Annotated in this window: 19 protein-coding genes; 7 read left to right on the top strand and 12 right to left on the bottom strand. The window is 73.7% G+C overall.

From position 1 onward, the window contains the following. Nucleotides 1–498: 498 nt before the first annotated feature. The 3 genes from LX15_RS03170 to LX15_RS03160 are packed head-to-tail and all read left to right on the top strand — an operon-like array spanning nucleotide 499 to nucleotide 5,399. A complete protein-coding gene (locus tag LX15_RS03170) occupies nucleotides 499–1,617 on the top strand; it encodes an AAA family ATPase (RefSeq protein ID WP_253667916.1) in 1,119 nt (372 codons plus the stop codon). Beyond that, nucleotides 1,618–2,889 (top strand): DUF58 domain-containing protein, encoded by a 1,272-nt coding sequence (locus tag LX15_RS03165; RefSeq protein WP_253667915.1) that lies wholly within the window; start codon nucleotides 1,618–1,620, stop codon nucleotides 2,887–2,889. Then, nucleotides 2,889–5,399: a transglutaminase TgpA family protein gene (locus LX15_RS03160; RefSeq protein WP_253667914.1), complete on the top strand. Its 2,511-nt coding sequence runs from the start codon at nucleotides 2,889–2,891 to the stop codon at nucleotides 5,397–5,399. The genes LX15_RS03165 and LX15_RS03160 overlap by 1 nt, the downstream gene beginning before the upstream one ends. Before the next feature lie 590 nt (nucleotides 5,400–5,989). On the opposite strand, the gene LX15_RS03155 is transcribed toward LX15_RS03160, so the two are convergent. Then, the gene (locus LX15_RS03155; protein ID WP_253667913.1) at nucleotides 5,990–6,385 is read right to left on the bottom strand and encodes an SCO2097 family morphological protein; all 396 of its coding nucleotides are present in this window, start codon (nucleotides 6,383–6,385) and stop codon (nucleotides 5,990–5,992) included. Between the two features lie 118 nt (nucleotides 6,386–6,503). Next, entirely contained in the window at nucleotides 6,504–7,778 is a 1,275-nt protein-coding gene (locus LX15_RS03150; protein ID WP_253668008.1) for a DNA polymerase IV, read from the bottom strand. 199 nt (nucleotides 7,779–7,977) lie between these two features. Here LX15_RS03150 and LX15_RS03145 point away from each other — a divergent pair, with 199 nt between their 5' ends. Next, nucleotides 7,978–9,309, top strand: a complete 1,332-nt coding sequence (locus LX15_RS03145; RefSeq protein ID WP_253667912.1) for an MFS transporter — start codon at nucleotides 7,978–7,980, stop codon at nucleotides 9,307–9,309. On the opposite strand, the gene LX15_RS03140 is transcribed toward LX15_RS03145, so the two are convergent. Next, on the bottom strand, nucleotides 9,301–10,029 hold the full coding sequence (locus tag LX15_RS03140) for a class I SAM-dependent methyltransferase (RefSeq protein ID WP_253667911.1): 729 nt from the start codon (nucleotides 10,027–10,029) through the stop codon (nucleotides 9,301–9,303). The genes LX15_RS03145 and LX15_RS03140 overlap by 9 nt on opposite strands. 110 nt (nucleotides 10,030–10,139) lie before the next feature. Here LX15_RS03140 and LX15_RS03135 point away from each other — a divergent pair, with 110 nt between their 5' ends. Genes LX15_RS03135 through LX15_RS03125 form a run of 3 tightly spaced genes read left to right on the top strand, consistent with a single transcriptional unit; the run spans nucleotide 10,140 to nucleotide 12,527 of the window. Next, a complete protein-coding gene (locus tag LX15_RS03135; RefSeq protein ID WP_253667910.1) occupies nucleotides 10,140–11,033 on the top strand; it encodes a ParA family protein in 894 nt (297 codons plus the stop codon). Further along, nucleotides 11,030–11,677, top strand: coding sequence for a LysE family translocator (locus tag LX15_RS03130; protein WP_253667909.1), 648 nt, complete (start codon nucleotides 11,030–11,032; stop codon nucleotides 11,675–11,677). Before LX15_RS03135 ends, LX15_RS03130 begins: the two co-directional genes overlap by 4 nt. A gap of 52 nt (nucleotides 11,678–11,729) precedes the next feature. Further along, entirely contained in the window at nucleotides 11,730–12,527 is a 798-nt protein-coding gene (locus LX15_RS03125; protein ID WP_253667908.1) for a DNA-formamidopyrimidine glycosylase family protein, read from the top strand. Nucleotides 12,528–12,609: 82 nt separating this feature from the next. On the opposite strand, the gene LX15_RS03120 is transcribed toward LX15_RS03125, so the two are convergent. The 9 genes from LX15_RS03120 to LX15_RS03080 all read right to left on the bottom strand — a co-directional run bounded on the left by LX15_RS03120 (nucleotide 12,610) and on the right by LX15_RS03080 (nucleotide 22,084). Next, nucleotides 12,610–13,872, bottom strand: coding sequence for a solute carrier family 23 protein (locus tag LX15_RS03120; protein ID WP_253667907.1), 1,263 nt, complete (start codon nucleotides 13,870–13,872; stop codon nucleotides 12,610–12,612). Nucleotides 13,873–14,518: 646 nt separating this feature from the next. Further along, entirely contained in the window at nucleotides 14,519–15,517 is a 999-nt protein-coding gene (gene pspM / locus LX15_RS03115; RefSeq protein WP_253667906.1) for a phage shock envelope stress response protein PspM, read from the bottom strand. 17 nt (nucleotides 15,518–15,534) lie between these two features. Continuing rightward, nucleotides 15,535–16,374 carry a PspA/IM30 family protein gene (locus tag LX15_RS03110; protein ID WP_253667905.1) on the bottom strand — a complete coding sequence of 280 codons (840 nt, stop codon included), beginning with the start codon at nucleotides 16,372–16,374 and terminating at the stop codon, nucleotides 15,535–15,537. Between the two features lie 399 nt (nucleotides 16,375–16,773). Next, the gene (locus tag LX15_RS03105) at nucleotides 16,774–17,250 is read right to left on the bottom strand and encodes a helix-turn-helix domain-containing protein (protein WP_253667904.1); all 477 of its coding nucleotides are present in this window, start codon (nucleotides 17,248–17,250) and stop codon (nucleotides 16,774–16,776) included. Nucleotides 17,251–17,512: 262 nt separating this feature from the next. After that, nucleotides 17,513–18,001 (bottom strand): CinA family protein, encoded by a 489-nt coding sequence (locus tag LX15_RS03100; RefSeq protein ID WP_372502215.1) that lies wholly within the window; start codon nucleotides 17,999–18,001, stop codon nucleotides 17,513–17,515. A gap of 47 nt (nucleotides 18,002–18,048) precedes the next feature. Continuing rightward, on the bottom strand, nucleotides 18,049–18,696 hold the full coding sequence (gene pgsA / locus LX15_RS03095; RefSeq protein ID WP_372502182.1) for a CDP-diacylglycerol--glycerol-3-phosphate 3-phosphatidyltransferase: 648 nt from the start codon (nucleotides 18,694–18,696) through the stop codon (nucleotides 18,049–18,051). Further along, nucleotides 18,693–20,087 (bottom strand): 30S ribosomal protein S12 methylthiotransferase RimO, encoded by a 1,395-nt coding sequence (rimO, locus tag LX15_RS03090; protein ID WP_301303953.1) that lies wholly within the window; start codon nucleotides 20,085–20,087, stop codon nucleotides 18,693–18,695. Before rimO ends, pgsA begins: the two co-directional genes overlap by 4 nt. 37 nt (nucleotides 20,088–20,124) lie before the next feature. After that, on the bottom strand, nucleotides 20,125–20,676 hold the full coding sequence (locus LX15_RS03085; protein ID WP_253667902.1) for an RloB family protein: 552 nt from the start codon (nucleotides 20,674–20,676) through the stop codon (nucleotides 20,125–20,127). Between the two features lie 49 nt (nucleotides 20,677–20,725). Beyond that, on the bottom strand, nucleotides 20,726–22,084 hold the full coding sequence (locus LX15_RS03080; RefSeq protein ID WP_253667901.1) for an AAA family ATPase: 1,359 nt from the start codon (nucleotides 22,082–22,084) through the stop codon (nucleotides 20,726–20,728). Between the last annotated feature and the right edge of the window lie 79 nt (nucleotides 22,085–22,163).

The raw sequence follows: 22,163 nt of genomic DNA, 5'->3' as shown, positions 1-22,163 counted from the left end.
CAGGCCCCCTCCCGAACCCGTATCGGCCGGCGGGACCCCCGTCTGCCCCACCGCCCGCCACAGTACCCCACTTTTCACCACAGTCAACGGGAACGGCGGCCACAACCGCCCGATCAGGTCGACGTTTCCGCAGCTCAGCGCGGTGGGGCCCGAGTGGGGTGCGGTGGGGAGGGCCCGACGCCGCCGCCGACGCGGACCGGCCAGGAGCAGCCCCCGCGGGGCCGCTCGGCGGGCCTCGCCGCGCCCGCGCGGCCCGCGCCCGACCGGCCGCCGTCGGGGCCGCCGACCAGCGTTGCTGGCACGCGGGGCCGACCGTGGGGGAAGGTGGGGAACGAGGCGTCCCCGGCGGGGAGGCTCCGGTGGCTCGGCCGAACCGTGGGACGTCTCGCCGTGGTTTGACAGACTTCTCGGCACGCTGCCCGAGGTGACCGCGAGTTCCGCGCGCCCGCGCGGGCCGACCGGTGGGGCGAGGGCGGGCGCCGCAGCACAGGAGGACGCGTGACGTCAGGTTTCCCGCCCGCCGCACCCCAGGGGCCCGGCGGCAACGGCCGGCGGCCGGCCGAGGGCCATCCCGGCGAGGCCGAGCTCGCCGAGCTGCACTCCGCCGTGCAGCGGATCGCCGCCAACGTGGAGCGGGTCCTCGTGGGCAAGCCCGACGTGGTGCGGATCGCGCTCGTGACCCTGCTGGCCGAGGGGCACCTGCTGGTGGAGGACGTGCCGGGCGTGGGCAAGACCTCGCTGGCCAAGGCGCTCGCGCGGTCGATCGACTGCTCGGTCAGCCGGATCCAGTTCACCCCCGACCTGCTGCCCAGCGACATCACCGGGGTCTCCATCTTCAACCGGCAGGACAACGAGTTCGAGTTCCGGCCAGGACCGGTCTTCGCGAACATCGTGGTCGGCGACGAGATCAACCGGGCCTCGCCCAAGACCCAGTCGGCGCTGCTGGAGTGCATGGAGGAGCGCCAGGTCACGGTGGACGGGCGGACCCACCCGCTGCACGCGCCGTTCATGGTCATCGCCACCCAGAACCCGGTGGAGATGGAGGGCACCTACGCGCTGCCCGAGGCCCAGCGCGACCGGTTCACCGCCCGGGTCTCGGTCGGCTACCCCGACCCGCAGGCCGAGCTGGCGATGGTGGACGGGCACGCCGGCAGGGACCCGCTCGCCGAGCTGCGGCCGGTGTCCGACGCCGCGCAGGTGCGGGCGTTGCTGTCCACGGTGCGCCGGGTGCTGATGTCCAAGGACGTCCGGCGCTACGCCGTCGAACTGGTCTCGGCCACCCGCCGGCTCCCCGAGCTGCGGCTGGGGGCCTCGCCCAGGGCCACGTTGCAGCTCGTCCAGGCGGCGCGGGCGCACGCGGCCCTGGCCGGCAGGGACTTCGTGGTGCCCGACGACGTGCAGGCGGTGGCCGTCCCGGTCCTGGCGCACCGGCTCGTCCTCACCCCCGAGGCGCAGGCGGCCCGCCGCTCCCCCGCCGACCTCGTCCGCGGCCTGGTGCACCAGGTCCCGGTGCCGCAGGGGCCGGGGGCCCAGCGGCCCACCGAGCCCTCCGAGTGGCTGCGGGACCTGCGGGGCGCGGGCTCCGCGAGCCACTCCGCGCGCCCGAGGACGCCCTAGGTGCGGCGCGCGCTGTCCGGTCTGACCACCCGCGGGCGGTGCCTGCTCGCCGCCGGCATCGCCGCCGCGTTGTGCTCCCTGGTGCTCGACGAGCGGGACCTGCTGCGCGTCGCGGTGTTCCTGGTGATGCTGCCGGTGCTGGCCACCGCGTTGGCCGCCGGCGCGCAGGTCCGGTTGCTGGCGGCTCGCGCGCTGGTGCCCGGCAGGGTCGCGGTGGGCGCGGACGCCGAGGTGCGGCTGGAGCTGCGCAGCGCGGGGCGCGTGCCCGCCGGCGGCCTGTTGCTGGAGGACGGTGTGCCGTACGCGCTGGGCGGACGCCCCCGCTTCGTGGTCGAGCGGCTGCCCAGGAACGAGACGACTGTCCTCACCTATCCCCTGCGGCCCGTGCAGCGGGGCGTGCACCACGTCGGCCCGCTGATGGCCAGGGTCACCGACCCGTTCGGCCTGGCCGAGTTCGAACGCGAACTCGCCGGGCACGGTCGGTTGACCGTGGTGCCCAGGGTGGTGCCGCTCAGCGGGGTGCCCACCGGCTCCGGCCTGGGCGCGGGCGAGGACGGCTCGCTGCGGATGCGCAGCGGGCAGGGCGAGGACGACGCGGTGGTCCGGCCGTGGCGGCAGGGCGACGACATGCGCAAGGTGCACTGGCGTTCGACCGCCCGGCGCGACGAGCTGATGGTGCGGGTCGAGGAGCGGCCGTGGCGCGGCGGCACCACCGTGCTGCTGGACCGCCGCAGCGCCGCCCACCGCGGCAACGGCCCGACCTCCAGCCTGGAGTGGGCGATCTCCCTCACCGCGAGCGTCTGCCTACACCTGCAACGGCACGGCCACGACGTGCGGCTGGTGACCGAGACCGGAGCCGTGCTGGCCGGGACCTCGGCCAACGGCGGGCACGTCGGGGACGTGGTGCTGGACGCGCTCGCCGGGCTGACCCCCTCCCACGGGCGGGAGATGGCCTGCGGCAGCGATCCCGGCGGCGGCCACGAGCTGGTCGCCGTGCTGGGCGCGACCACGCCGGCCGCCGCGGCCGAGCTGATCCGTTGGCGTCCGCGCGGCGCGCGCAGCCTGGCCGTCCTGGTCGACGTGGCGGGATGGGCCACCGGCGGCGAGGAGAAGGCTCCCGCTCCCGAGGAGGCGGCGCGCCTGTTGCGGGGCGCGGGATGGCGGGTGGCGGTCGCCAGGGTCGACACCACGATGGCGGCCGTGTGGAGCGAGCTGTGCCGGCCGAGCGCGGTGTCGCCGGAGATGGCGGCCAGCCCCGGGGGGAGGACGTGATGAGCGACGGCGCGCGACGCCGCGGCGCGCGGATCCCGCTCGCGCCGGTGGCCGCCGCCGCGGCGGTCGTGGGCGCCGCGACCGCGTTGTCCGGGGTGCTCGCCGGCGGCCAGTGGCTGGCGTTCGTCACCGTGGCGGCCGCCGTGGTCGCGGCCAGCGGCATGGCCCTGCGCGCGCTCCGGCTGCCCGCCCTCGGGGTCGCGGTGGGCCAGATGGTCGCGTTGTGCTGCCTGCTGACCGGTCTGTTCGCGCAGCACGCCGTTCTCGTCGTGCTGCCGAGCCCCGCCGTCGCCGGGGAGCTCCAGGAACTGCTGCGCCAGTCCGTGGAGCAGGTGCGGACGGGTGTGCCGCCGGTGGCCTCGACCCCGGCGATGATGTGCCTGGTCACCGTCGCCGTCGGGCTCGTGGCGATCGTGGTGGACACCCTCGCGGTGGAGGCGGAGGCGCCGGCGGCCTCCGGCCTGGTGCTGCTGTGCGTGTTCGCCGTGCCCGCCTCGCTGGCCGACGAGCTGCTGCCGTGGTGGTCCTTCGTGCTCGGCGCCCTCGGCTTCGCGGTGCTGCTCGCCGCGGACGGCCAGCACCGCCACCAGGAGTGGCGGGGACGCGTCGGCGCCTCCGGCGGTGGGCGGTCCGGCGTGGCGCCGACGGCGACGGCGATCGGCGGTCTCTCCGTGGTGGTCGCCCTGCTCGTCGGGTCCAGCATGACGTTCGTCGGCACCGCGGGGCGCCTGCCCGGCGCGGACGCGGAGGGCGGCGGGGACGGGTCGACCGGGATCGGGCTCCAGCCGTTCACGTCGCTGCGCGGCCAGCTCGACCGCGGGCGACGGGTCGAGCTGTTCCGGGTGCGGGGGCTGGACGAGAGCCGGTACCTGCGGGCCATGACGCTGCGCCGGTTCGAGCCGGGCAGGGGGTGGGTCCTGGACGGGGTCGGGGAGGGCGTTCCGGTGCGCGGCGCGCTGCCCGCCAGGGAGCCCCGCCCGCCGGGCAGCCGGGTCGTGGCGGTGGACATCGAGCCGCTGGGGTACCGGGACTACTGGCTCCCGGTGTACGGCGTGCCGCTGGCCCTGCCGGAGCTGGACGGGTCCTGGCGTTACGACAGCACGGCCGGGGCGGTGTTCTCGCAGCGCAACCAGCGGCCCGAGCGGTACGTCGAGCAGGCGGTGCTCACCAACCCCAGCCCGGAGCAGCTCCGGGGTCTGCCCTCCGGCGCGACCTCGGTGGACCCCGCCTACGTCGAGCGGCCCGAGGTCGACCAGAAGGTCGTCGACCTCGCCCGCCGGATCACGCTCGACGCCCGTTCGGACTTCGACAAGGCCCTCGCGCTCCAGGACTATTTCGTCACCCCGGCCAACGGGTTCCGGTACAGCCTCCAGACCGCGGGCGTCGGCGGCGACGCCTTGACGGACTTCCTCTTCCACGGCCGGGCCGGCTACTGCGAGCAGTACGCCTCGGCGATGGCGGTGATGCTCCGGGCGCTCGACGTGCCGAGCAGGGTGGCGGTCGGCTTCACCGCGGGCACGAGCGCCGGCGACCACCGGGTGATCACCACCGACGACGCGCACGCGTGGGTGGAGGTCTACTTCCCCGGCCAGGGGTGGACCATGTTCGACCCCACCCCGCTGGACAACGACCGCAGGGCGACGCCGCCCCACCTGGGCACCGGGGCGCCGACGACCAGCGGCACGCCCGCCCCGACCACGACCGGCGCCGCGCCGACGTCGAGCGCCGCCCCGAGCGGCACGGCCGGGGCGCGGCCGAGCGCGACCCCGGGCCCCGTCGGCCAGCGGGCCGGAGACCGGGCCGCGGTCTCGGCGCCGCCGCCCCCGGTGCGGTACTCCCTGAGCGGTCTCCTCGGCGTCCTCGGCGCCCTCGCCCTGCTGTTGCCGGTCGTGCTCGCCGTCGTCGCGACGAGGGCGGCGCGCGGGACGAGAGCCGGGAGCGCGACGGGCTCGCCGACCGTGGTCAGCGCCCGCGCCGGCGGACCGGCGAGCTGGGCGCTCGGCGGGGCGCTGCTGGTCTTCGCGGCGCTGGCCGGGCTCGCCCCGGCGTCCTGGTGGCCACCGGTGTTCGTCTGGTCCCTGCTCACGGCGCTGCTGGTCGCGCTCGCGCTGGGCGCCCTGCCTTCGGTGCTGCGCGACGCGCAACGCCGGGCCCGGCTGGGGGCGGTGGCGGCGGGTGGGCCCGGCGCGACCGAGGCGGCGTGGCAGGAGCTGCTCGCCGAGTCCTGGGACCGGGGCGCTGCGGTGTCGGGCAGCGACACCGTGCGGGGCGCGGCGCGGAAGCTGGCCCGCGAGCACCGCCTGGACGAGGCGGGTCAACGCGCGCTGCGCGTGGTGATCACGACGGTGGAGCGGGACTGGTACGGCGGGCAGCCGTCCAGCGGCCAGGAGCTGCCCGCGGCGGTGGGCGAGGTGCGGGAGAGCCTGCGCCGCAACGCGCCCCTGGCGCTGCGGGCGAAGATCCTGCCCCGTTCGGTCCTGCGTCCCCGCGGGCGGCCGAACGACGGCTGACCGTCAGGTCACGCCGGGCGGCACCTGTCTGTCGTCGCCTGAGGACGTCTCCTGGGGACCGCGGCGCACGGCGTTCGCGGTCCTCGGGGGACAACGGAGAGTCGGCTGTGGAGGCACCGGCGAGCGCGGACGGCACGAGGTCCGTCCAGAGTGGCTGGACGTGGGCTCCTCTCGCCACCAACGAACTCCCGCGCCCCACCCTCCCCCAGGTCAGCCCCCACCCGCCCTGGGGGGCGAGCCCCGCTCCAGCCTATCGGCCGAAACCCCGCCCGAGAACCTGAACACCGCCCGCTGGGGACAACTCCGGGGGATGTGGATAACTCGGGCCTCAGAAGGGTGAGACCAGACAGGAATGTCTGTCGACCGTGGTCCACTGGAAGGTTCGCCGCCACCGCATCCCCGCGAGATCACCACGAGGGGCACCACCGCCAGAGGGCGACGCCGAGAGCGACACCGGCCCGCCTCCGAGCCCGACCGTGTCCAGAGCCTCGGGCGGGAGAACCGAGCACGACGAAACACGGACGACGAAACACGGACATGACAAAACGGGCGTGCCGGGGAAACCCGGACACGCCCGTCGCTGTCCCGACCTACTGGTCGTCCTCGAAGCGACGGCGGAAGCGCTCCTCCATCCGTTGGGCGAAGGAGCTTCCCCGCCGTGGCTTCGCGGCCTCCGCGGGGGCGTCGTCGTCGGGCGCCGGCTCGCCGCGCCCCAGCGCGGTGAGCGTGAACACGGCGCCGCCGAACATCACCAGGAAGCCCAGCACGCTGATGACCGGGATGTCGGCGAGCTGCACGGGCAGCGCCACCCCGAGCACCAGCAACACCAGGCCCAACACGAACAGCGCGACACCCTGGAGACGTCGACGCCGCGACGGCCGGTGGAGCTGGGCGCCGCGCACGGTCGATGCGAACTTCGGGTCCTCGGCGTAGAGCGCGCGCTCGATCTGCTCGAGCAGTCGCTGCTCGTGCTCGGAGAGTGGCATGGCTCCTCCTCCGGCACAGCGGTCGCGGGCGCCGGGTGATCACGGTTGCCGCCGGACCCGGCGGGCACCCCGCCTTGGGGGCGTCACCGTCGAGGATACGATCCGCGCGGCGCGGCGACTACCCGGTCCCACCCTCACGTTTCGCGCTGTTGCCCACTCCACCCTCTCGGGGCAGCAAGGAGGCGGGCCGTACCGCCGAAAGGCCGAACTTCGTCCTGGCGACGTCCGCGGCGCGTTCCGCGTCCCGCCACCCCCGCTCCGGCGCGTCGAAGGTGAGCTGCTCGACGGCGCGCGTGGCGTCGAGCAACTGCTCCACCCGCACGCCCACGAGCCTGATCCCTCCCTCGGGCACATGGTTGTCGAACAGGTCTTTCGCCGTGGCGTACACCTCGCGGGCCACGTCCGTCGGCACGGCCAGGGTCCGCGACCGCGTGATCGTGGTGAAGTCGGCGAACCGGACCTTGATCGAGACAGTGCGGCCGCGCAGCCCGCGCCCCCGCAGCGCGGCGGCCGTGCGCTCGGCGAGCCGGAGCAGTTCACGGCGCAGCGTCGCCCGGTCGTACAGGTCCGTGTCGAACGTCTCCTCCGCGCCGACCGACTTCTCCGCCGCGTCGGGGACCACCCGGCGGTCGTCCCGGCCGTTCGCCAGCGCGTGCAGGTGCTCCGCGGCGGCGACGCCGATCACCCGTCGCAACCGGGGCAGGGGGCAGCGGGCGACGTCCGCGACCGTCTCCAGGCCGACCCGCCGCAGTTGCTCGGCCGTGCGCGCGCCGACGCCCCACAACGCCGAGACGGGCAGCGGGTGCAGCAGGTCGAGGACCCGGTCGGCGGGCACGACAAGCATCCCGTCCGGCTTGGCCATGCCGGAGGCGAGCTTGGCGACGAACTTGGTCGACGCGACGCCGACGGAGCAGGTGATGCCGTGCTCGGCCGCCACCCTGGCCCTGATCGTGGCGGCGACGCCGGCCGGCGTGGCGCCCATGCGCCGCAGCGCCCCCGCGACGTCCAGGAACGCCTCGTCCAGGCTCAGCGGCTCCACCAGGGGTGTGATCTCCCCGAAGATCGCCATGACGCCGCGGGAGACCTCCTGGTAGCGCCGGAAGTCCGGAGGGAGGTAGACGGCGTGCGGGCACAGCCGGCGCGCGTGGGCGGTGGGCATCGCCGAGCGGACGCCGAAGGCCCTGGCCGCGTAGTTGGCCGAGGAGACCACCCCGCGCGGCCCGACCCCGCCGACGACCACGGGCCGGTCCCGCAGCTCGGGCCGGTCGCGGACCTCGACGGACGCGTAGAAGGCGTCCATGTCCACGTGCAGGATGACGCAGCCGGTGTCGTCGGGCGGTGGATCCCCCGGCGCCGGCCGCAAGGCCCTGGGCAGGTCGCCGCTGCGCCCCACTCCGACCACTCCCCGACACCCTCGAACGCCCGTTCGACGCGTGGTGCAGTGTACGTCCGGTCCCCGACGATCCTCCTCCACCAGGGACTCTCCCGCCCGCTCGCGCCCCGCACCGGGGAGACCATCGCCACGTGCCCGCGCGCGGCTCGGGCCTGGCGGTGTCGCGGGGCGGGTTGCGAGGATCGGCCGGGAGGAGATCATGACCGTGACCGGGGGCGGCCGGGCCGGCCGCACGTGCCTGAGCGCCGTGGCCGTCTGCGGCCTGGCGATGATCTTCGACGGGTACGACCTGGTCGTCTACGGGGCGACGCTGCCCACCCTGAGCCGGCAGTGGTCGCTGTCGCCGGAGCAGGCCGGCGCGATCGGCAGCTACGTGCTGGTGGGGATGCTGCTCGGCGCGGTGGTCGTCGGCACTGTCAGCGACCTGGTCGGCCGACGTCGGACGGTCCTGCTGTCCGTCGTCTGGTTCTCGGCGGCGATGCTGCTGTGCGCGGTCGCGCCCGACCCGACGACGTTCGGCCTGCTGCGGTTCCTCGCCGGCCTCGGGCTGGGCGGGATGATGCCGACGGTCAGCGCGTTGGCCGTGGAGTACGCCCCGCCGCGCCACCGCAACCTCACGTACGCCACCGTGTTCTCCGGTTACGCCGTGGGTGGCATGGCCTCGGCCGGGTTGGCCCTGGTGCTCCCGCAGGACGCGTGGCGGCTGATGTACGCGCTGGGGGCGCTCGCGCTCCTGCTCGTCCCCGTGGCCCTGCGCTGGCTGCCCGAGTCCATCGACTACCTCGTGGCGCGCGGGCGGCTGGCGGAGGCCGTCAGGGTGGCGGACCGGTTCGGCCTCGCCCGGCCGGTCGCGCGCGACGTCGTGCCCGAGCCGCCCCGGGCGGCGGTGCGCTCCCTGTTCGCCGGTCGGGCGGCGCTGGCCACCACCGCGTTCTGGGCGGCGTCGTTCTGCGGCCTGCTCCTCGTCTACGGGGTGAACACGTGGCTGCCGCAGATCATGCGCGCCGCCGGCTACCCCCTCGGCTCGTCGCTGGCGTTCCTGATGGTGTTCAACGTCGGGTCGATCGTGGGCTCGGTGGCGGGCGGGTGGAGCGCGGACCGGCTCGGCTCGAAGGCCCTGATCACGACGGCCTTCCTGGTGGCGTGCGGCGCGATCGGCCTGATGGCCGCCGGTCCCCCCGCGGCGGTCCTGCACGTGCTGGTCGCGCTGGGCGGGTTCGGGACCATCGGCACGCAGAACCTGATCAACGCCTACGTGGCCCGGTACCACGCGCCGGCGCGCCGCGCGACGGCGTTGGGCTGGTCGTTGGGGGTCGGTCGGCTGGGCGCGATCTGCGGTCCGCTGGTGGGCGGCCTCGTGCTCGGCTCCGGACTGGGGGCGGCGTGGAACTTCGTCGTCTTCGCCGCGGTGGCGCTCGTCGGCGCGCTGGCGATCGTCCTGGTCCCCGCCGCCGAGGACGAGGGGAATCCCGCGCCCGCGGTGTCCGCGGCGCCCGCCGCGCCGGTGGCGGCGGGCGAGGGCTCAGGCTGAGCCGCGGCGGCCCAGCGCGTGCAGGCGGCTGGCGACGTCGCGCAGCGGCGACCGGGTCGCGGCCGCCAGCTCCAGGTCCGCGAGCGCCTCGGCGGCGCCAGGGGCCTCCAGCACCGCGCCGGGCACGAGGTCGTGGAGCACGCCGTGCCCCTGGAGCACCTCGACGGTGAGACCGGCCCCGCCGACCAGCTCGGCGAGCCCCTCGGCGTCGAAGCGGCGCAGCACCGGGTCGTGCGCGCCGACCCGGCCGCTCGGGTCGTCGAGCAGCCGCCGCGCGTCGCCCAGCCGGCCGGCCATGGCGCGTCCGAGCACCGCCGCGTACCGGTTGGCCACCAGCACCGACACCGCGCCGCCGGCACAGGCCGCCGCGGCCAGGGCGGCGACCGCCGCCTCCGCGTCGTCGACGACCTCCAGCACGCCGTGCCCGAGGACCAGGTCGACGCCCTCGTCCGGCACCACCTCGGTCAACGCGTCGGCGTCGCCCTGCACGGCCGCGATGCGACCCGCCACGCCGGCCTCCTCGGCGCGACGCCGCAGCGTCGCCAGGGCGTTCGGGCTGGAGTCGATCACGGTGACCAGGCAGCCGGCGGCGGCCAGCGGCACCGCCCACACCCCGCTGCCCCCACCCACGTCGAGCACCAGCGGGTCCGCGCCGTGCCGGCGCTCGCGCGCGGCGACGAGCTCGGCCTCCAGCACCCGCTGCACGGCGTCGGTTCGCATGACGGGAAGCCTATTCGACCTGGGGCTCGCCCCGGCCCGAGGCCCGCGCGGCGCGACCGAGGGGTGAGGAGTCGGACGGTTCCCGGCGATCTCCCCTTAGGCTGCTGGCCGTGCATACGGTGGCCGTGCTGAGCCTGAAGGGTGGCGTGGGCAAGACGACCGTGGTGCTGGGGCTGGCCTCGGCAGCGCTACGGCGGGGCGTCCGCACCCTGGTCGTCGACCTCGACCCGCAGTGCAACGCCACTGCGACGTTGGAACCGGCCGAGACCGACGCGAGCCTGTCGGACGTCCTGGAGGACCCGAAGCGCTCGGTGCTGGAGGCCGCGGTGGCGCCCAGCGCCTGGGGCGAGGGCCTGGACGTCCTGGTCGGCTCCGAGGAGGTGGAGGGGCACAACGACCCCGACCCTGGCCTGCGCCGGCTCAGCCGGCTGGGCAAGGTGCTGACCAAGATCAACGAGGTCGCGGCCGACGGCGACCTCCCCTACCAGCTCGTGCTGCTGGACTGCCCGCCGTCGCTGGGGCAGCTCACCCGCTCGGCGCTCGTGGCGGCCGACCGGGCGCTGCTGGTCACCGAGCCCACGATGTTCGCCGTCTCCGGGGTCCAGCGGGCCTTCGAGGCGGTGCAGGCGGAGCGGGAGCGGCACAACCCCGACCTGCAACCGCTGGGCGTCGTGGTGAACCGGGTGCGCCCGCGCTCGCACGAGCACCAGTTCCGGATCAACGAGCTCCGGGAGATCTTCGGGCCGCTGGTCATGCCGGTCGCGTTGCCCGACCGGCTGGCGGTGCAGCAGGCGCAGGGCGCGTGCATGCCGATCCACCAGTGGGGCACGCCGGGCGCCCGTGAGGTCGCGCTCGGCTTCAACCTGCTGCTGGCGCGGGTGCTGCGGTCGGGCCGACGGCGCCGCTTCGACCCTCTCGACGACGGCGGTTACGGGGCGCACGGCGCCCATGACGACGGGGCCGACGAGGACGACGCGTTCGACGACGAGGAGCTGGAAGCATGACGGGCGCGGCGCTGACCGCCTACGTCGTCGCCGCCCTGCTGATGGCGGTCAGCCCCGGCCTGGACACGATGTTCACGCTGCGCTCGACCGCGCTGGGCGGGCGCCGGACGGGACTGGCCGCGGTGGGCGGGATCTCGCTGGGCTCGGTCACCTGGGGCCTGGCCAGCGTGGTCGGCCTGACCGCGCTGCTGCGCGCCTCCCAGCTCGCCTACGACGTCATCCGGTACGCGGGGGCGGCCTACCTGCTGTGGCTCGGCGCGAGCGCGCTCTGGCGGTCGTGGCGGGACCGCGGCCGCGCGGAGACGGCCTCGGACGCGGCGCGGGGCCCGCGCGGTGGCATGCGGCCGCTCGGCGCGTTCCGCTCGGGTCTGACCACCAACCTGCTCAACCCGAAGGTCGGCGTGTTCTACATGTCGTTGCTGCCGCAGTTCCTGCCGACCGACGGCAGCGGGACGACCGGGTGGGCGCTGCTGCTCATCGCCATCCACGTCGGGGCCGGCGCGACGTGGCTGGCCGGCGTGACCTGGCTCGCGGCCAAGGCGCGCGGCCTGCTGGCCCGCGACCGCGTGAAGCGGTGGCTGGACCGGGCGATGGCCACGGTGCTGATCGGCTTCGGCGTCCGGGTGGCGCTGGACGGACGGTGAGCACCCCCTGATGGCTCCCACGCCTGTCGGCCCGACCCGACACACTTGAGCCGTGCCGGAGGGCGACACCGTCTACCTCGCCGGCCGGCGACTGCACGCGGCGCTGGCCAGGCAGCGCCTGACCAGGGGTGAGCTGCGGCACCCCCGGCTGTCCTCGGTGGACCTGGCCGGCCGGGTGGTGCTGGGCGTCCACTCGGTCGGCAAGCACCTGCTGTTCCGGTTCGACGACGGGACGACGCTGCACACCCACTTCCGGCTGGACGGCGCGTGGCACCTGTACCGGCCGGAGGAGCGCTGGCGCGGGCCGACGCACCAGGTGCGCGCGGTGCTGGCCAACGAGCACCGAGTGGCGGTGGGGTTCCGGCTGCACGACATGGCGCTCGTGCCGACCTCGGACGAGTGTCGCCTGGTCGGGCACCTCGGCCCCGACCTGCTGGACCCGGCCTGGGGTCGGCAGCAGGAGGACGAGGCGGTGGAACGGCTGCTGCGCGACCCCGACCGGGAGATCGGCCTGGCCCTACTGGACCAGACCGCCGTGGCGGGGCTCGGCAACCTCTACAAGACCGAGGTCTGCTTCCTGCTCGGCGTCACGCCGTGGACGCCGGTGTCCGACGTGGACGTCCGCTCTGCCGTCCGGTGGAGCCGCAAGCTGCTGCTCCGCAACGCCGCCCGCCCCGAGCAGTCGACGACGGGCGAGCTGGGCCGCGACGCCCAGCACTGGGTCTTCGAGCGGACCGGGCGGCCGTGCCGGCGGTGCGGCGCCCCGGTGCGGTCGGCGGAGCAGGGCTCCGGCCTCCGGGAACGGGTGGCCTACTTCTGCCCCACCTGCCAGCACGGGCCACGACCCTGACGGACGGCCGCCGCGAGGCGGTGGAGCAGCAGCAGCGGGTCAGAAGCGGCGAGAGCGGCGGCAGTGAGTCAGCGGCGGCGGGTCACGAGGCGGTGACCGGCCTGAGCCGGCGCAGCAGCGGGTAGAGGACGATGATCCCGAGCGAGCCCCAGGCGATCCCGCCCAGCTCGAGGCCCCCGACGGTCAGCGTGAGGTTGCCGATGCCGGCGATCAACGCGGCCGCGACGACCATGAGGTTCACCGGTTCGGTCAGGTCGACCTTGTTGTCGATCCAGATGCGCACGCCGATGAGCCCGATCAGGCCGTAGAGCACGAGCGTCGCGCCGCCGATCACCCCACCGGGGACGGTGAACACCAGGGCGTTGAACTTCGGCGAGAAGGACAGGACGATCGCGGACACCGCGGCCACGACGTAGGCCGCCGTGGAGTACACGCGGGTGGCGGCCATGACGCCGATGTTCTCCGCGTAGGTGGTGGTGCCCGAACCGCCACCGAGTCCGGCGAGCGTGGTGGCCAGTCCGTCACCGATCAGGGCGTCACCCGCGGCGCCGTCGAGGTTGCGCCCGGTCATCGCGGCGACGGCCTTCACGTGGCCCACGTTCTCCGCCACCAGCACGACCACCACCGGCAGCACGAGGAGCACGACCGAGGGCCGCACCTGCGGGGTGGTCAGGTGGGGCAGACCGAACCACGCGGCCTCGCGCAGCGCGTCCACCCGCTGCGGGTCCAGCCCGCCGGTGACGGCGGCGAACCCCCAACCGAGGACCACGCCGACCAGCACGGACACCCGGGACAGAAGGCCCCTGCCGAGCACGCCGACCCCGAGGATCGCGGCCAGCGTGACCAGCCCGACCAGGGGCTGGGCGGCGAAGGACTGGGTGGCGGCGGGCGCGAGGTTGAGCCCGATGAGCGCCACGACCGCGCCGGTGACCACCGGCGGCATGACGGCCTCCAGCAGGCGCACGCCCAGCGCCTTGACCGCGACGCCGACCGCGACCAGCGCCAGGCCCGCCACGAGCACGCCGCCGAGCTGCTCGGCGGGGCCGGCCCCCGCCTTCTGCGCGGCCGCGAACGGCGCGAGGAAGGCGAAGGACGAGCCCAGGTAGCTGGGCACCCGGTTGCGGGTGATGGCGAGGAACAGCAGGGTGCCGATGCCCGAGAACAGCAACGTCGTGGTGACCGGGAACCCCGTGGTGACCGGCACCAGCAGGGTCGCGCCGAACATCGCGATGACGTGCTGGAGGCCGAGGCCCACGGTCAACGGCCAGCTCAGCCGTTCGTCGGGGGCGACGACGGCTCCGTCGGCCACCCGACGTCCGTCGCCGTGCAGGGTCCACAGCGCCACACGGCCCTCCCGTGTTCCGGTTCGCTCAGGGACGCTCGGCGGGGAGCGATCCGGAGCTGGAAGGTACCTGTCCACCACCCGAAATGACGAAAGATCCGGAACGGTGGCGTGACAGCAGCCTGAAAATCAACACGAAGAGTGTCGATCTGCTGACCAATGGTGCTCGCATTCCGCTGGGGAATGAACCCTGGTTCGGGCATGGCAGGTGCGTTGAGCACCTGGCCCGACAGGACGCGCACCAGGAATGTCAGGCCCCGGGGCCACCCTGCGAAGCGTGACGGGAAGACCGAAGAGGACCTGACGAGACCTCCGCGAACTCCCAGGCCTGGCAAGGACTTCCGGCGGGCGAGCCGCCACGCGCGCCGGAATCCGTTCTCGCTCACGAGATCCGCGACAACGACGACAACGACGACAACGACGACAACCAGGGTTCCGCGAATGCGACGAGATTCGAGCAGGGAGGCCGGGATGAGTGACGAACGGCACGGGAACAGTTGGGAGACGACCCGCCCACGGGTTCGGGCGGGGCGCCTCTCCTGGTCCGCGCCGGCATGGGACGGCGCACGCTATGAGATCGAGCACATATGGAGCACGTCGCGTCCGCGACGAGGCACAGCACCGCAACCGCCCGGCGCTCGCCCTCGGGTCAGACCGTGCCGCGTCCCAGCTCCCGGAGCGCCGCCGCGAGACCGGCCAGGCGGTCGGTGGCGTCCGCGAGCGCTTCGCGCGGTCCACTGGCCGCGCTCGCCGCGACCGCCCGTCCCGCGGCCGCGACCAGACGGCCGTAGTCGTCCACGCCCTCGTCGAGCTGCGCCCGCAACCGGGTCGCGTCCTCGGCCAACGAGGCCCGCTCCGACGCCGGGGCCGCGTCCCTGGCCAACTCGACGGCGCGGAGCCGGGCCGCGACGCCACGCAACGCGCCCGCCGCCTCCGCAGCCGACGTCCGGGTGTCCTCGACGGACTCCGACGGGACCGCGGCGACCCCGTGGGCGCCGGGAACGGTGAGCTGCCGCAGCAGCTCGGCCAGGCTCCGCTCGGCCCCGGCCAGCCGCTCCATCGGCTCCCTGGCCAACGAGCCGGGCGGCGGCATCTCCGGTGGCGGCGCCGCCGCCTCCGGCAGCGGCGTGCGGTGCAGCCGGCGCGAACGCAGGCCGGCGCTCACCGCGAGGGCGGCGAACAGCGCGGTGACCCCGCCGCCGCCGATGACGAGGGTTTCGGGGGCCTGCGCCAGGGCGACGGCCGTGGTGGCCCCGCCGGTGATCCCGGCGGTCCACCCCCGGAACCGGAGGGCACGGCGCGCCCTCCGGCGCTTCCTGAGGGCACGGGCACGCGGGTCCTGCCACGCGGCCATCTTGCCGCGCAGCCCGTCCACCACGGCGCGGCCGACCTGGCCGACGACCGGCGCGGCGGCCTGGACCGCCTGCCGGGCCGCGTCCACGTGGGGGGCGGGAGCCGGCGCCGGGGCGCCGGACCCGCGGAGACGCTCCTGCCGCCGCTCGGACAGGTGGCGACGAACGTGCTCCCGCACCTCGTCGTGGTGCTGGCGAACCTGCTCCCGCCATTCGCGCCTGGCCTGCCGGGACAGCTTCCGCCACTCGTCCTTGGCCTGACGGGAGATCTCCCGCCAGTCCTCCCGCGCCCCCATCGCGACGTCCCGCCCGCTCAGGCCTGACCGGGCTGCGGGTGCTGCTGGGCGTTGGGCTGGGGCTGGGCCGGCAGCGGGGCGGCGGTCTGCCCGCCGGTGACCTGGCCGGCGGCGCCGGCGCCCGAGGCCAGGGAGCCGCCGTGCAGCGAGGCGCGGATCTGCTCCAGGCGCGAGGCGCCCGCCATGTCGATGGTCGACTGCTGGACCTCCAGCATGCGGCCCTGCACGGAGTTCTGCGCCAGCTCCGCCTGGCCGACGGCGGTCGCGTACCGCCGCTCGATCTTCTCCCTGACCTCCTCCAGCGACGGCGTGTTGCTGGGGGCGGCCAGCTCGGTCATCTGCCGCAGCGAGGAGGACACCTGCTCCTGCATCTTCGCCTGCTCCAACTGGCTGAGCAGCTTGGTGCGCTCGGCGAGCTTCTGCTGGAGCACCATGGCGTTGCGCTCGACGGCCTGCTTGGCCTGCTCGGCGGCGCCCAGCGCCTGGTCGTGCAGGACCTTCAGGTCCTCGACGCTCTGCTCGGCGGTGACGAGCTGGGTGGCGAACGCCTGGGCGCTCTGCTCGTACTGCTGCGCCTTGGTCAGGTCGCCCTGGGCGCGGGCCTGGTCGGCCATCACCAGCGCCTGCCGGGCCGAGGCCTGGAGCTTCTCGATCTCCCCGAGCTGCCGGTTCAGCTTCATCTCCAGTTGGCGCTGGTTACCGATCACGGCGGCGGCCTGCTGGGAGAGCGCCTGGTGCTGTCGCTGCGCCTCCTCGATGGCCTGCTGGATCTGCACCTTCGGGTCGGCGTGCTCGTCGATCTTCGACGAGAACGACGCCATCAGGTACTTCCAGAACTTCACGAACGCGTTGGCCATACCTCCGCCTGCCTTCTCCCCTACTTGCCCGATCCCGCGAGGCGTGTCGACCGGACAACGTGCTGGTTCCGGTGCTGGTTCCATCGTGTCAGGTGCGCGTGGCGCGTTCCACCGACCCCGGGATATCTCAGGGTTCTCCCTGATCTTCGTCACCGACCGACGTCGGTCCCGTCGCCGAACCGCCCCCTGTCGGGTGAGCGGAGGGGAGAGGCGTCGCCGAGTGACGAACAGTGATCACCCGCACACCGGAGCACCACTCGACCGTGGGTGCACCCCGACGCTCACGCTCGGGTCACCGGCCCACTGACGGAGCGTGAGCGCCGGAACGACCACGGCGGGTGGGCGGTCGGCCGACCGCCCACCCGCCGTGGTCACGAGACGGGACCCGCCCCACCGGGCTCAGGCCGCCACGATCACCTGCTTGCAGGTCGCGTTGAGCTGCTTGCCGCCGCCGAGGGACGACGGGCCGATCGTGGCCGGCAGCCGGTGGCTGAGCATCGGCTGCAACCGCAGGTCGGCGAGGTCGGTCCCGACCACGGCCGGCACGAGCTTGCCGACCTCGGTCTCGCCCTCGCGCGCGGCGGGCGCCTCCCGGCCCTCGCCGACGCCGGCCGCGGTCGGCAGCGCGGGCACGACCGGCTCGTCCCTGCGGATGTCCAGGGCGACGTTGTTGAGCAGTTCGGACAGCGGCAGCTCCAGGGCGGTGCAGATCGCGGCCAGCAGCTCGCTGGACGGCTCCTTGCGCCCCCGCTCCACCTCGGACAGGTACCCCAGGCTCACACGGGCGGCACGCGAGACCTCCCGCAGTGTGCGCCGTTGGGCGGTGCGAGTGCGGCGCAGCCGCTCGCCGATCGCCTCGCGCAGCAACAGGGCCATCGCGCGCCTCCTTTCGGCCGGGCGCCGTCCGAGCCGACGCCCGTGTCGACCACGTTACCGATCGGGCCCGACGCGCACAGCGAGATCACCCAACCGTCCGCCCAGGGCGAACGGTCCGCACGCGGCGTGACCGCCTCGCCGAGGGCGGGGACACACGCCATACCAACGCCCGGGTGGGTCGCGTCGTTCCCCGACGTCATGATGATCACCCTGTTGACGGCTCGTGAAACCACCCCCCCACCACACGCGGTGACGCGGGTCGTCAGCCCAGCGCGGTGGCCAGCGCCGCCAGGGCCGCGCGGACGGCGCCCGCGCGCACCGCCTGCCGGTCACCACCCAGCGTCACGGTGCGGACGGTGACGGAGGACGGCCCCGCCAGCCCGACGTGCACCGTGCCCGGCCCGACCCCGTCCTGGGGATCGGGGCCGGCCACCCCGGTCAGCCCCAGGCCCCAGGTGGCGCCGCAGCGGCGGCGCGCGCCGACCGCGAGCTGGGCCGCCACCTCGGGGAACACGGCCCCGTGCCGGTCCAGCAGGTCGGCGTCGACCCCGGCCAGCTCGGACTTCAGGTCGGTGGCGTAGACGACCAGACCGCCGCGCACGACGGCGCTGGCGCCGGGCACCGCGGTCAGCACCGCGCACACCAGCCCGGCGGTCAGCGACTCCGCGGTCGCGACGGTCTCCGACCGCTCCCTCAGCCTGCCGACGAGCCCGCGCAGCTCGGCGTCGGGCAGCCCGACGAGCCCCGGCAGCGGTCCGAGGTCCGAGGTGGCGCCGGGGCCGTCCCCGCCGGGGGCGGTCACGACGCGCCGGTGGTGGCCCGACCCGCCGCCCGGAGCCGCACGGCCCGCACGACATAGTCCAGTCCAGTGACCACCGTCAGGAGTACGGCAATGCCCATGGCCACGACGAGTAGCGGGTCGACCGCGTCCGGCAGGGGCAGCAGGTACAGCCCGATCGCGATCACCTGGGCGAGCGTCTTCGCCTTGCCGCCCCGGCTGGCCGCGATGACGCCGTGCCGGATCACCCAGAACCGGAGCAGCGTGACGCCCAGCTCCCTGACCGCGATCACGATCGTGACCCACCACGGCAGCTCGGCCAGCATGCTCAGCCCGACCAGGGCGGCCCCGGTGAGCGCCTTGTCGGCGATCGGGTCGGCGATCTTGCCGAAGTCGGTGATGAGGCCGTGCCGGCGCGCCAGGTCGCCGTCGATCCGGTCGGTGATCGAGGCGACCGCGAACACGCCGCTGGCCACCAGCCGCCAGAGCTGGTCGTGCCCGCCCTGGGCGAACAGGGTCAGCAGGAAGACCGGAACCAGCAGCAGGCGGGTCATCGTGAGCACGTTGGCCACGTTGAGCAACGGCACCTGCCGCTGCGGCGCCGGCGGTCCGGAGCCCGAGGGGAGCTCCGCCGGGTGGTCGCCCGTCCCGGCGCCGGGACCGCTCACGTCCGGTCCCTCGGCAGCACCTCGAGCGGCTCGACGACGAGATCGACCCCTGCTGCCTCGACGACCCTGGCGCGGACGAGGTCGCCCACGGCCAGGCCGGAGCCGCCCGTGACCACGCACTCGCCGTCGACCTCGGGGGCCTGGTGCGCGGCCCAGCCGAGGCAGTCCTCCTCGTCGCTCTCGGCCTGGCCCACCAGGACCTCGACCTCCTCGCCGACGCGCTCCTCGGCGCGCTGCGCGGTGACCTCGTCGACGAGGGCGGAGATCCGCGACACCCGCTCGGCGACCGTGTCCGCGTCCAGCTTGCCGTCGAAGCCGGCGGCCTCGGTGCCGTCCTCGTCCGAGTAGCCGAACACACCGACCGCGTCCAGCCGGGCCTCGGTCAGGAACCGCTCCAGCTCGGCCAGGTCCTCCTCGGTCTCGCCGGGGAAGCCCACGATCACGTTGCTGCGGATGCCCGCGCGGGGGGCGAGCCCCCGGATCTGCTCGATCAGCGCCAGGAAGGAGTCGGTCGAGCCGAAGCGCCGCATGCGGCGCAGCACCGTCTCGCTGGCGTGCTGGAACGACAGGTCGAAGTAGGGGACGACGTCCGGCGTGGTCGCGATGGCGCGCACCAGCCCCGGCCGGGTCTCGGCGGGCTGGAGGTAGGACACGCGCACCCGGTCGATCCCCGGCACGGCGGCCAGGCGCGGCAGCAGCCGCTCCAGCGCGCGCACGTCGCCGAGGTCCTTGCCGTACGAGGTGGAGTTCTCGCTGACCAGGAACAGCTCGCGCACGCCCTGCTCGGCCAGCCACGCGGCCTCGCCGAGCACCTCCTCGGCCGGGCGTGAGACGAACGCGCCCCGGAACGACGGGATCGCGCAGAACGAGCAGCGCCGGTCGCAGCCGGACGCGAGCTTGAGGGGGGCCAGCGGGGAGTCGTCGAGCCGGCGGCGGACCGGGCGGGCGCCGCCCACCCAGCCGTGGCCGGGCAGCGACACCTCCTCGGCGGCCTTCGGCCGCTGCACGGGCGTGATCGGCAGCAGGGTGCGCCGGTCGACCGGGGCGTGCGACTCGACCTTACGGCCGGCGAGCACGTCCTCCAGCCTCGACGCCAGCGTCGGGTAGTGGTCGAAGCCGAGCACCGCGTCGGCCTCGGGCAGGTGCTCGGCGAGCTCATTGCCGTAGCGCTCCGCCATGCAGCCCACCGCGACGACCTTCGCCCCGGTGTCGGCCGCGCTGAGCACCGTGTCGACCGAGTCCTGCTTGGCGGACTCGACGAAGCCGCAGGTGTTGACGACGACGACGTCGGCGTCCTGGTCGGCGTCCACCAGCTGCCAGCCGTCGGCGCTGAGCCGACCGGCGAGCTCCTCGGAGTCCACCTCGTTGCGGGCACAGCCGAGGGTCACCATGGCAACGCGACGGGAGTTGACAGGGGTAGACACGCCGTCAGGGTAGCCGGCGCACCCGGGCCCCCCGGAAATCGCGGTCCAGAACGACCTCAACCAAGCGCCAGACGCCGGTCGAGGGGTTGGTGTGCGCCTGCCCGTGGGCGGGCGTGATGTTCTTCGCCCGTTCGATCGCATCCATCACGTGCGGCTGAAACACGGCGAAATCGAGGTTGTTCTTCTTGTATCCCGGTACATGACGCCGCAGCGCATCGCGCACAGCCTTCTCATTCGAGAACGGCGACGCGCAGGCTACGAAGTGCAGCAAGAGCCAAACTTCGAAGCAGGGATTTGAAATGGCCAACACCACTCCTCCCTCTCGTGCGGCGGATATCGCCCCCTCCAGGTCGTAGTGGTCGACGTCCATGACGCACCAGACCTCGTCAAAACCTCCGGGGTCCTGCTCGCGCAGCTTCCGCGCATACGCGACAAGCTGGTCGGGAGAAGCCTTCTTAGGCTTGACCGCGAGGGCGACAGTCGGCGGCTTCAATGATCGCCGCAGACCATCGAAGTAGTCCAGCTCGGTCCGCTCGCCGCAGCTAACAATTAACACACGAGACGCCGGCTGACGGCGAGGCCTCGTGTTGCGATGCTGCGAGTTCTCACGCCTGACCATCAGCGCCCCCGAACAAGCCGGAAGAGCGCACCGCCTCGACGAAGTCTTCCGCTAGAATGTTAGGAATGGCACCGTAGCTGCCACCCAGGTACCGCCGCTCCGCGTTCTCCCCGGCACGAGGCTTGAACTCGGTCAACGGGAAGAGCACACTGGCTCCTGAATCATTCTTCTCGACGAACCACACCTCGTCCCGCTTCAGCACCTCCTCGCCAAGGACAGGGCTCAACAGACTCGTGTCGTGGGTGTTGAACAGCAGCTGCGCACCCTTCGGATTGGTCACCTGATCTCGGAACAAGGCGACGAGGCGCGCGGTGAGTCTGGGGTGCAGGCTCGAGTCGATCTCGTCGACGACCAGCGTCGATCCTTCTTCCAGACAGGTCAGCGCAACAGGTAGCAAACTGAGCCAACCCTGGGTCCCCTTTGACTCCTCACCCAGGTCAAACAACGCTCCAGGCCCATGAGCGAACAATAGGCGGCGCCGGTAGCGTGGTCGGCTGTACATCCGGGCCCTAGCACGGAGTTGCTGCTCAAGGTCCTCAAAGAGCGACTGTTGGGACTCGTTCTGACCACCGGCGTCACGACGATCCTGGAGCATGGCGAGCTCCTGTTCGACTCGCCAGCCCATCTCCCGCCACGTAGGGTCCTCCTCTCGGAGCACAAGGACATCGGTAATACCGAGGTCGGCGAGTTGGAGTAACTCGACGAGGAGGCGCTGACGCTGTGGTGATCCATCAATGAATTTCACCGCGGTGTATTCCGTGGACTGCGCCCTCCCTGGCCCACGAAAACTAACCCCCCGAAGGAACCATTCGTAGACGGGAAGCAGCGGGTCAAGATTCGCTTTCGCGGCGAGACTGAGGAAGAGGGCGTTTGGGCGCAGCAGGTCTTCGAGGACCTCCGTCTTCCCTCGCTGGGTCGGCACTGTGCTCCCGAAGCGCAGCTCTTCCCCTCGCCGTTCGAAGACAATGCGCCTTCGCTTCTCCGGGTAGCTGAAGAGCCACTCTTCGACGACCATCTCGTTATCGACCTGGAAACCGTAGGTGTACCGGATACCGCCCAGGAGGAGCTCGACCACGAAGGTCGATGCTTCTTCTGCGGCACGCGGGTCAAGCCGAAACGGGCGTCTCGGCACTCCGTCGAGGGGCTGCCAGCCGTCGAAGGACTCCGTCACAGCTCGAACCATGAACTGGAGGCCGTCCAGGAAGTTGGATTTTCCGGCCGCGTTCGCCCCGTAGATGGCGACCACGGGGAGCACGGCCCGCCGCTTGTCGTAGGCCGGCAGGAGGAGGAGCTCCTGTTCGTCCCAGATCGATCGGTGGTTACCGAGCCGGAAGCTCCGTAGCATGGGAAACACCTCCCCGACAGCAGCTTCAAGGCTTTCTGCGCAAGTAAACCGCATCAACCGGCCTGTAGCTCCTCGACTG

Origin of the sequence: Streptoalloteichus tenebrarius (assembly GCF_024171885.1) — a bacterium.
Taxonomy (GTDB): domain Bacteria; phylum Actinomycetota; class Actinomycetes; order Mycobacteriales; family Pseudonocardiaceae; genus Streptoalloteichus; species Streptoalloteichus tenebrarius.
This window is presented reverse-complemented; position numbering and strand designations above follow the sequence as displayed.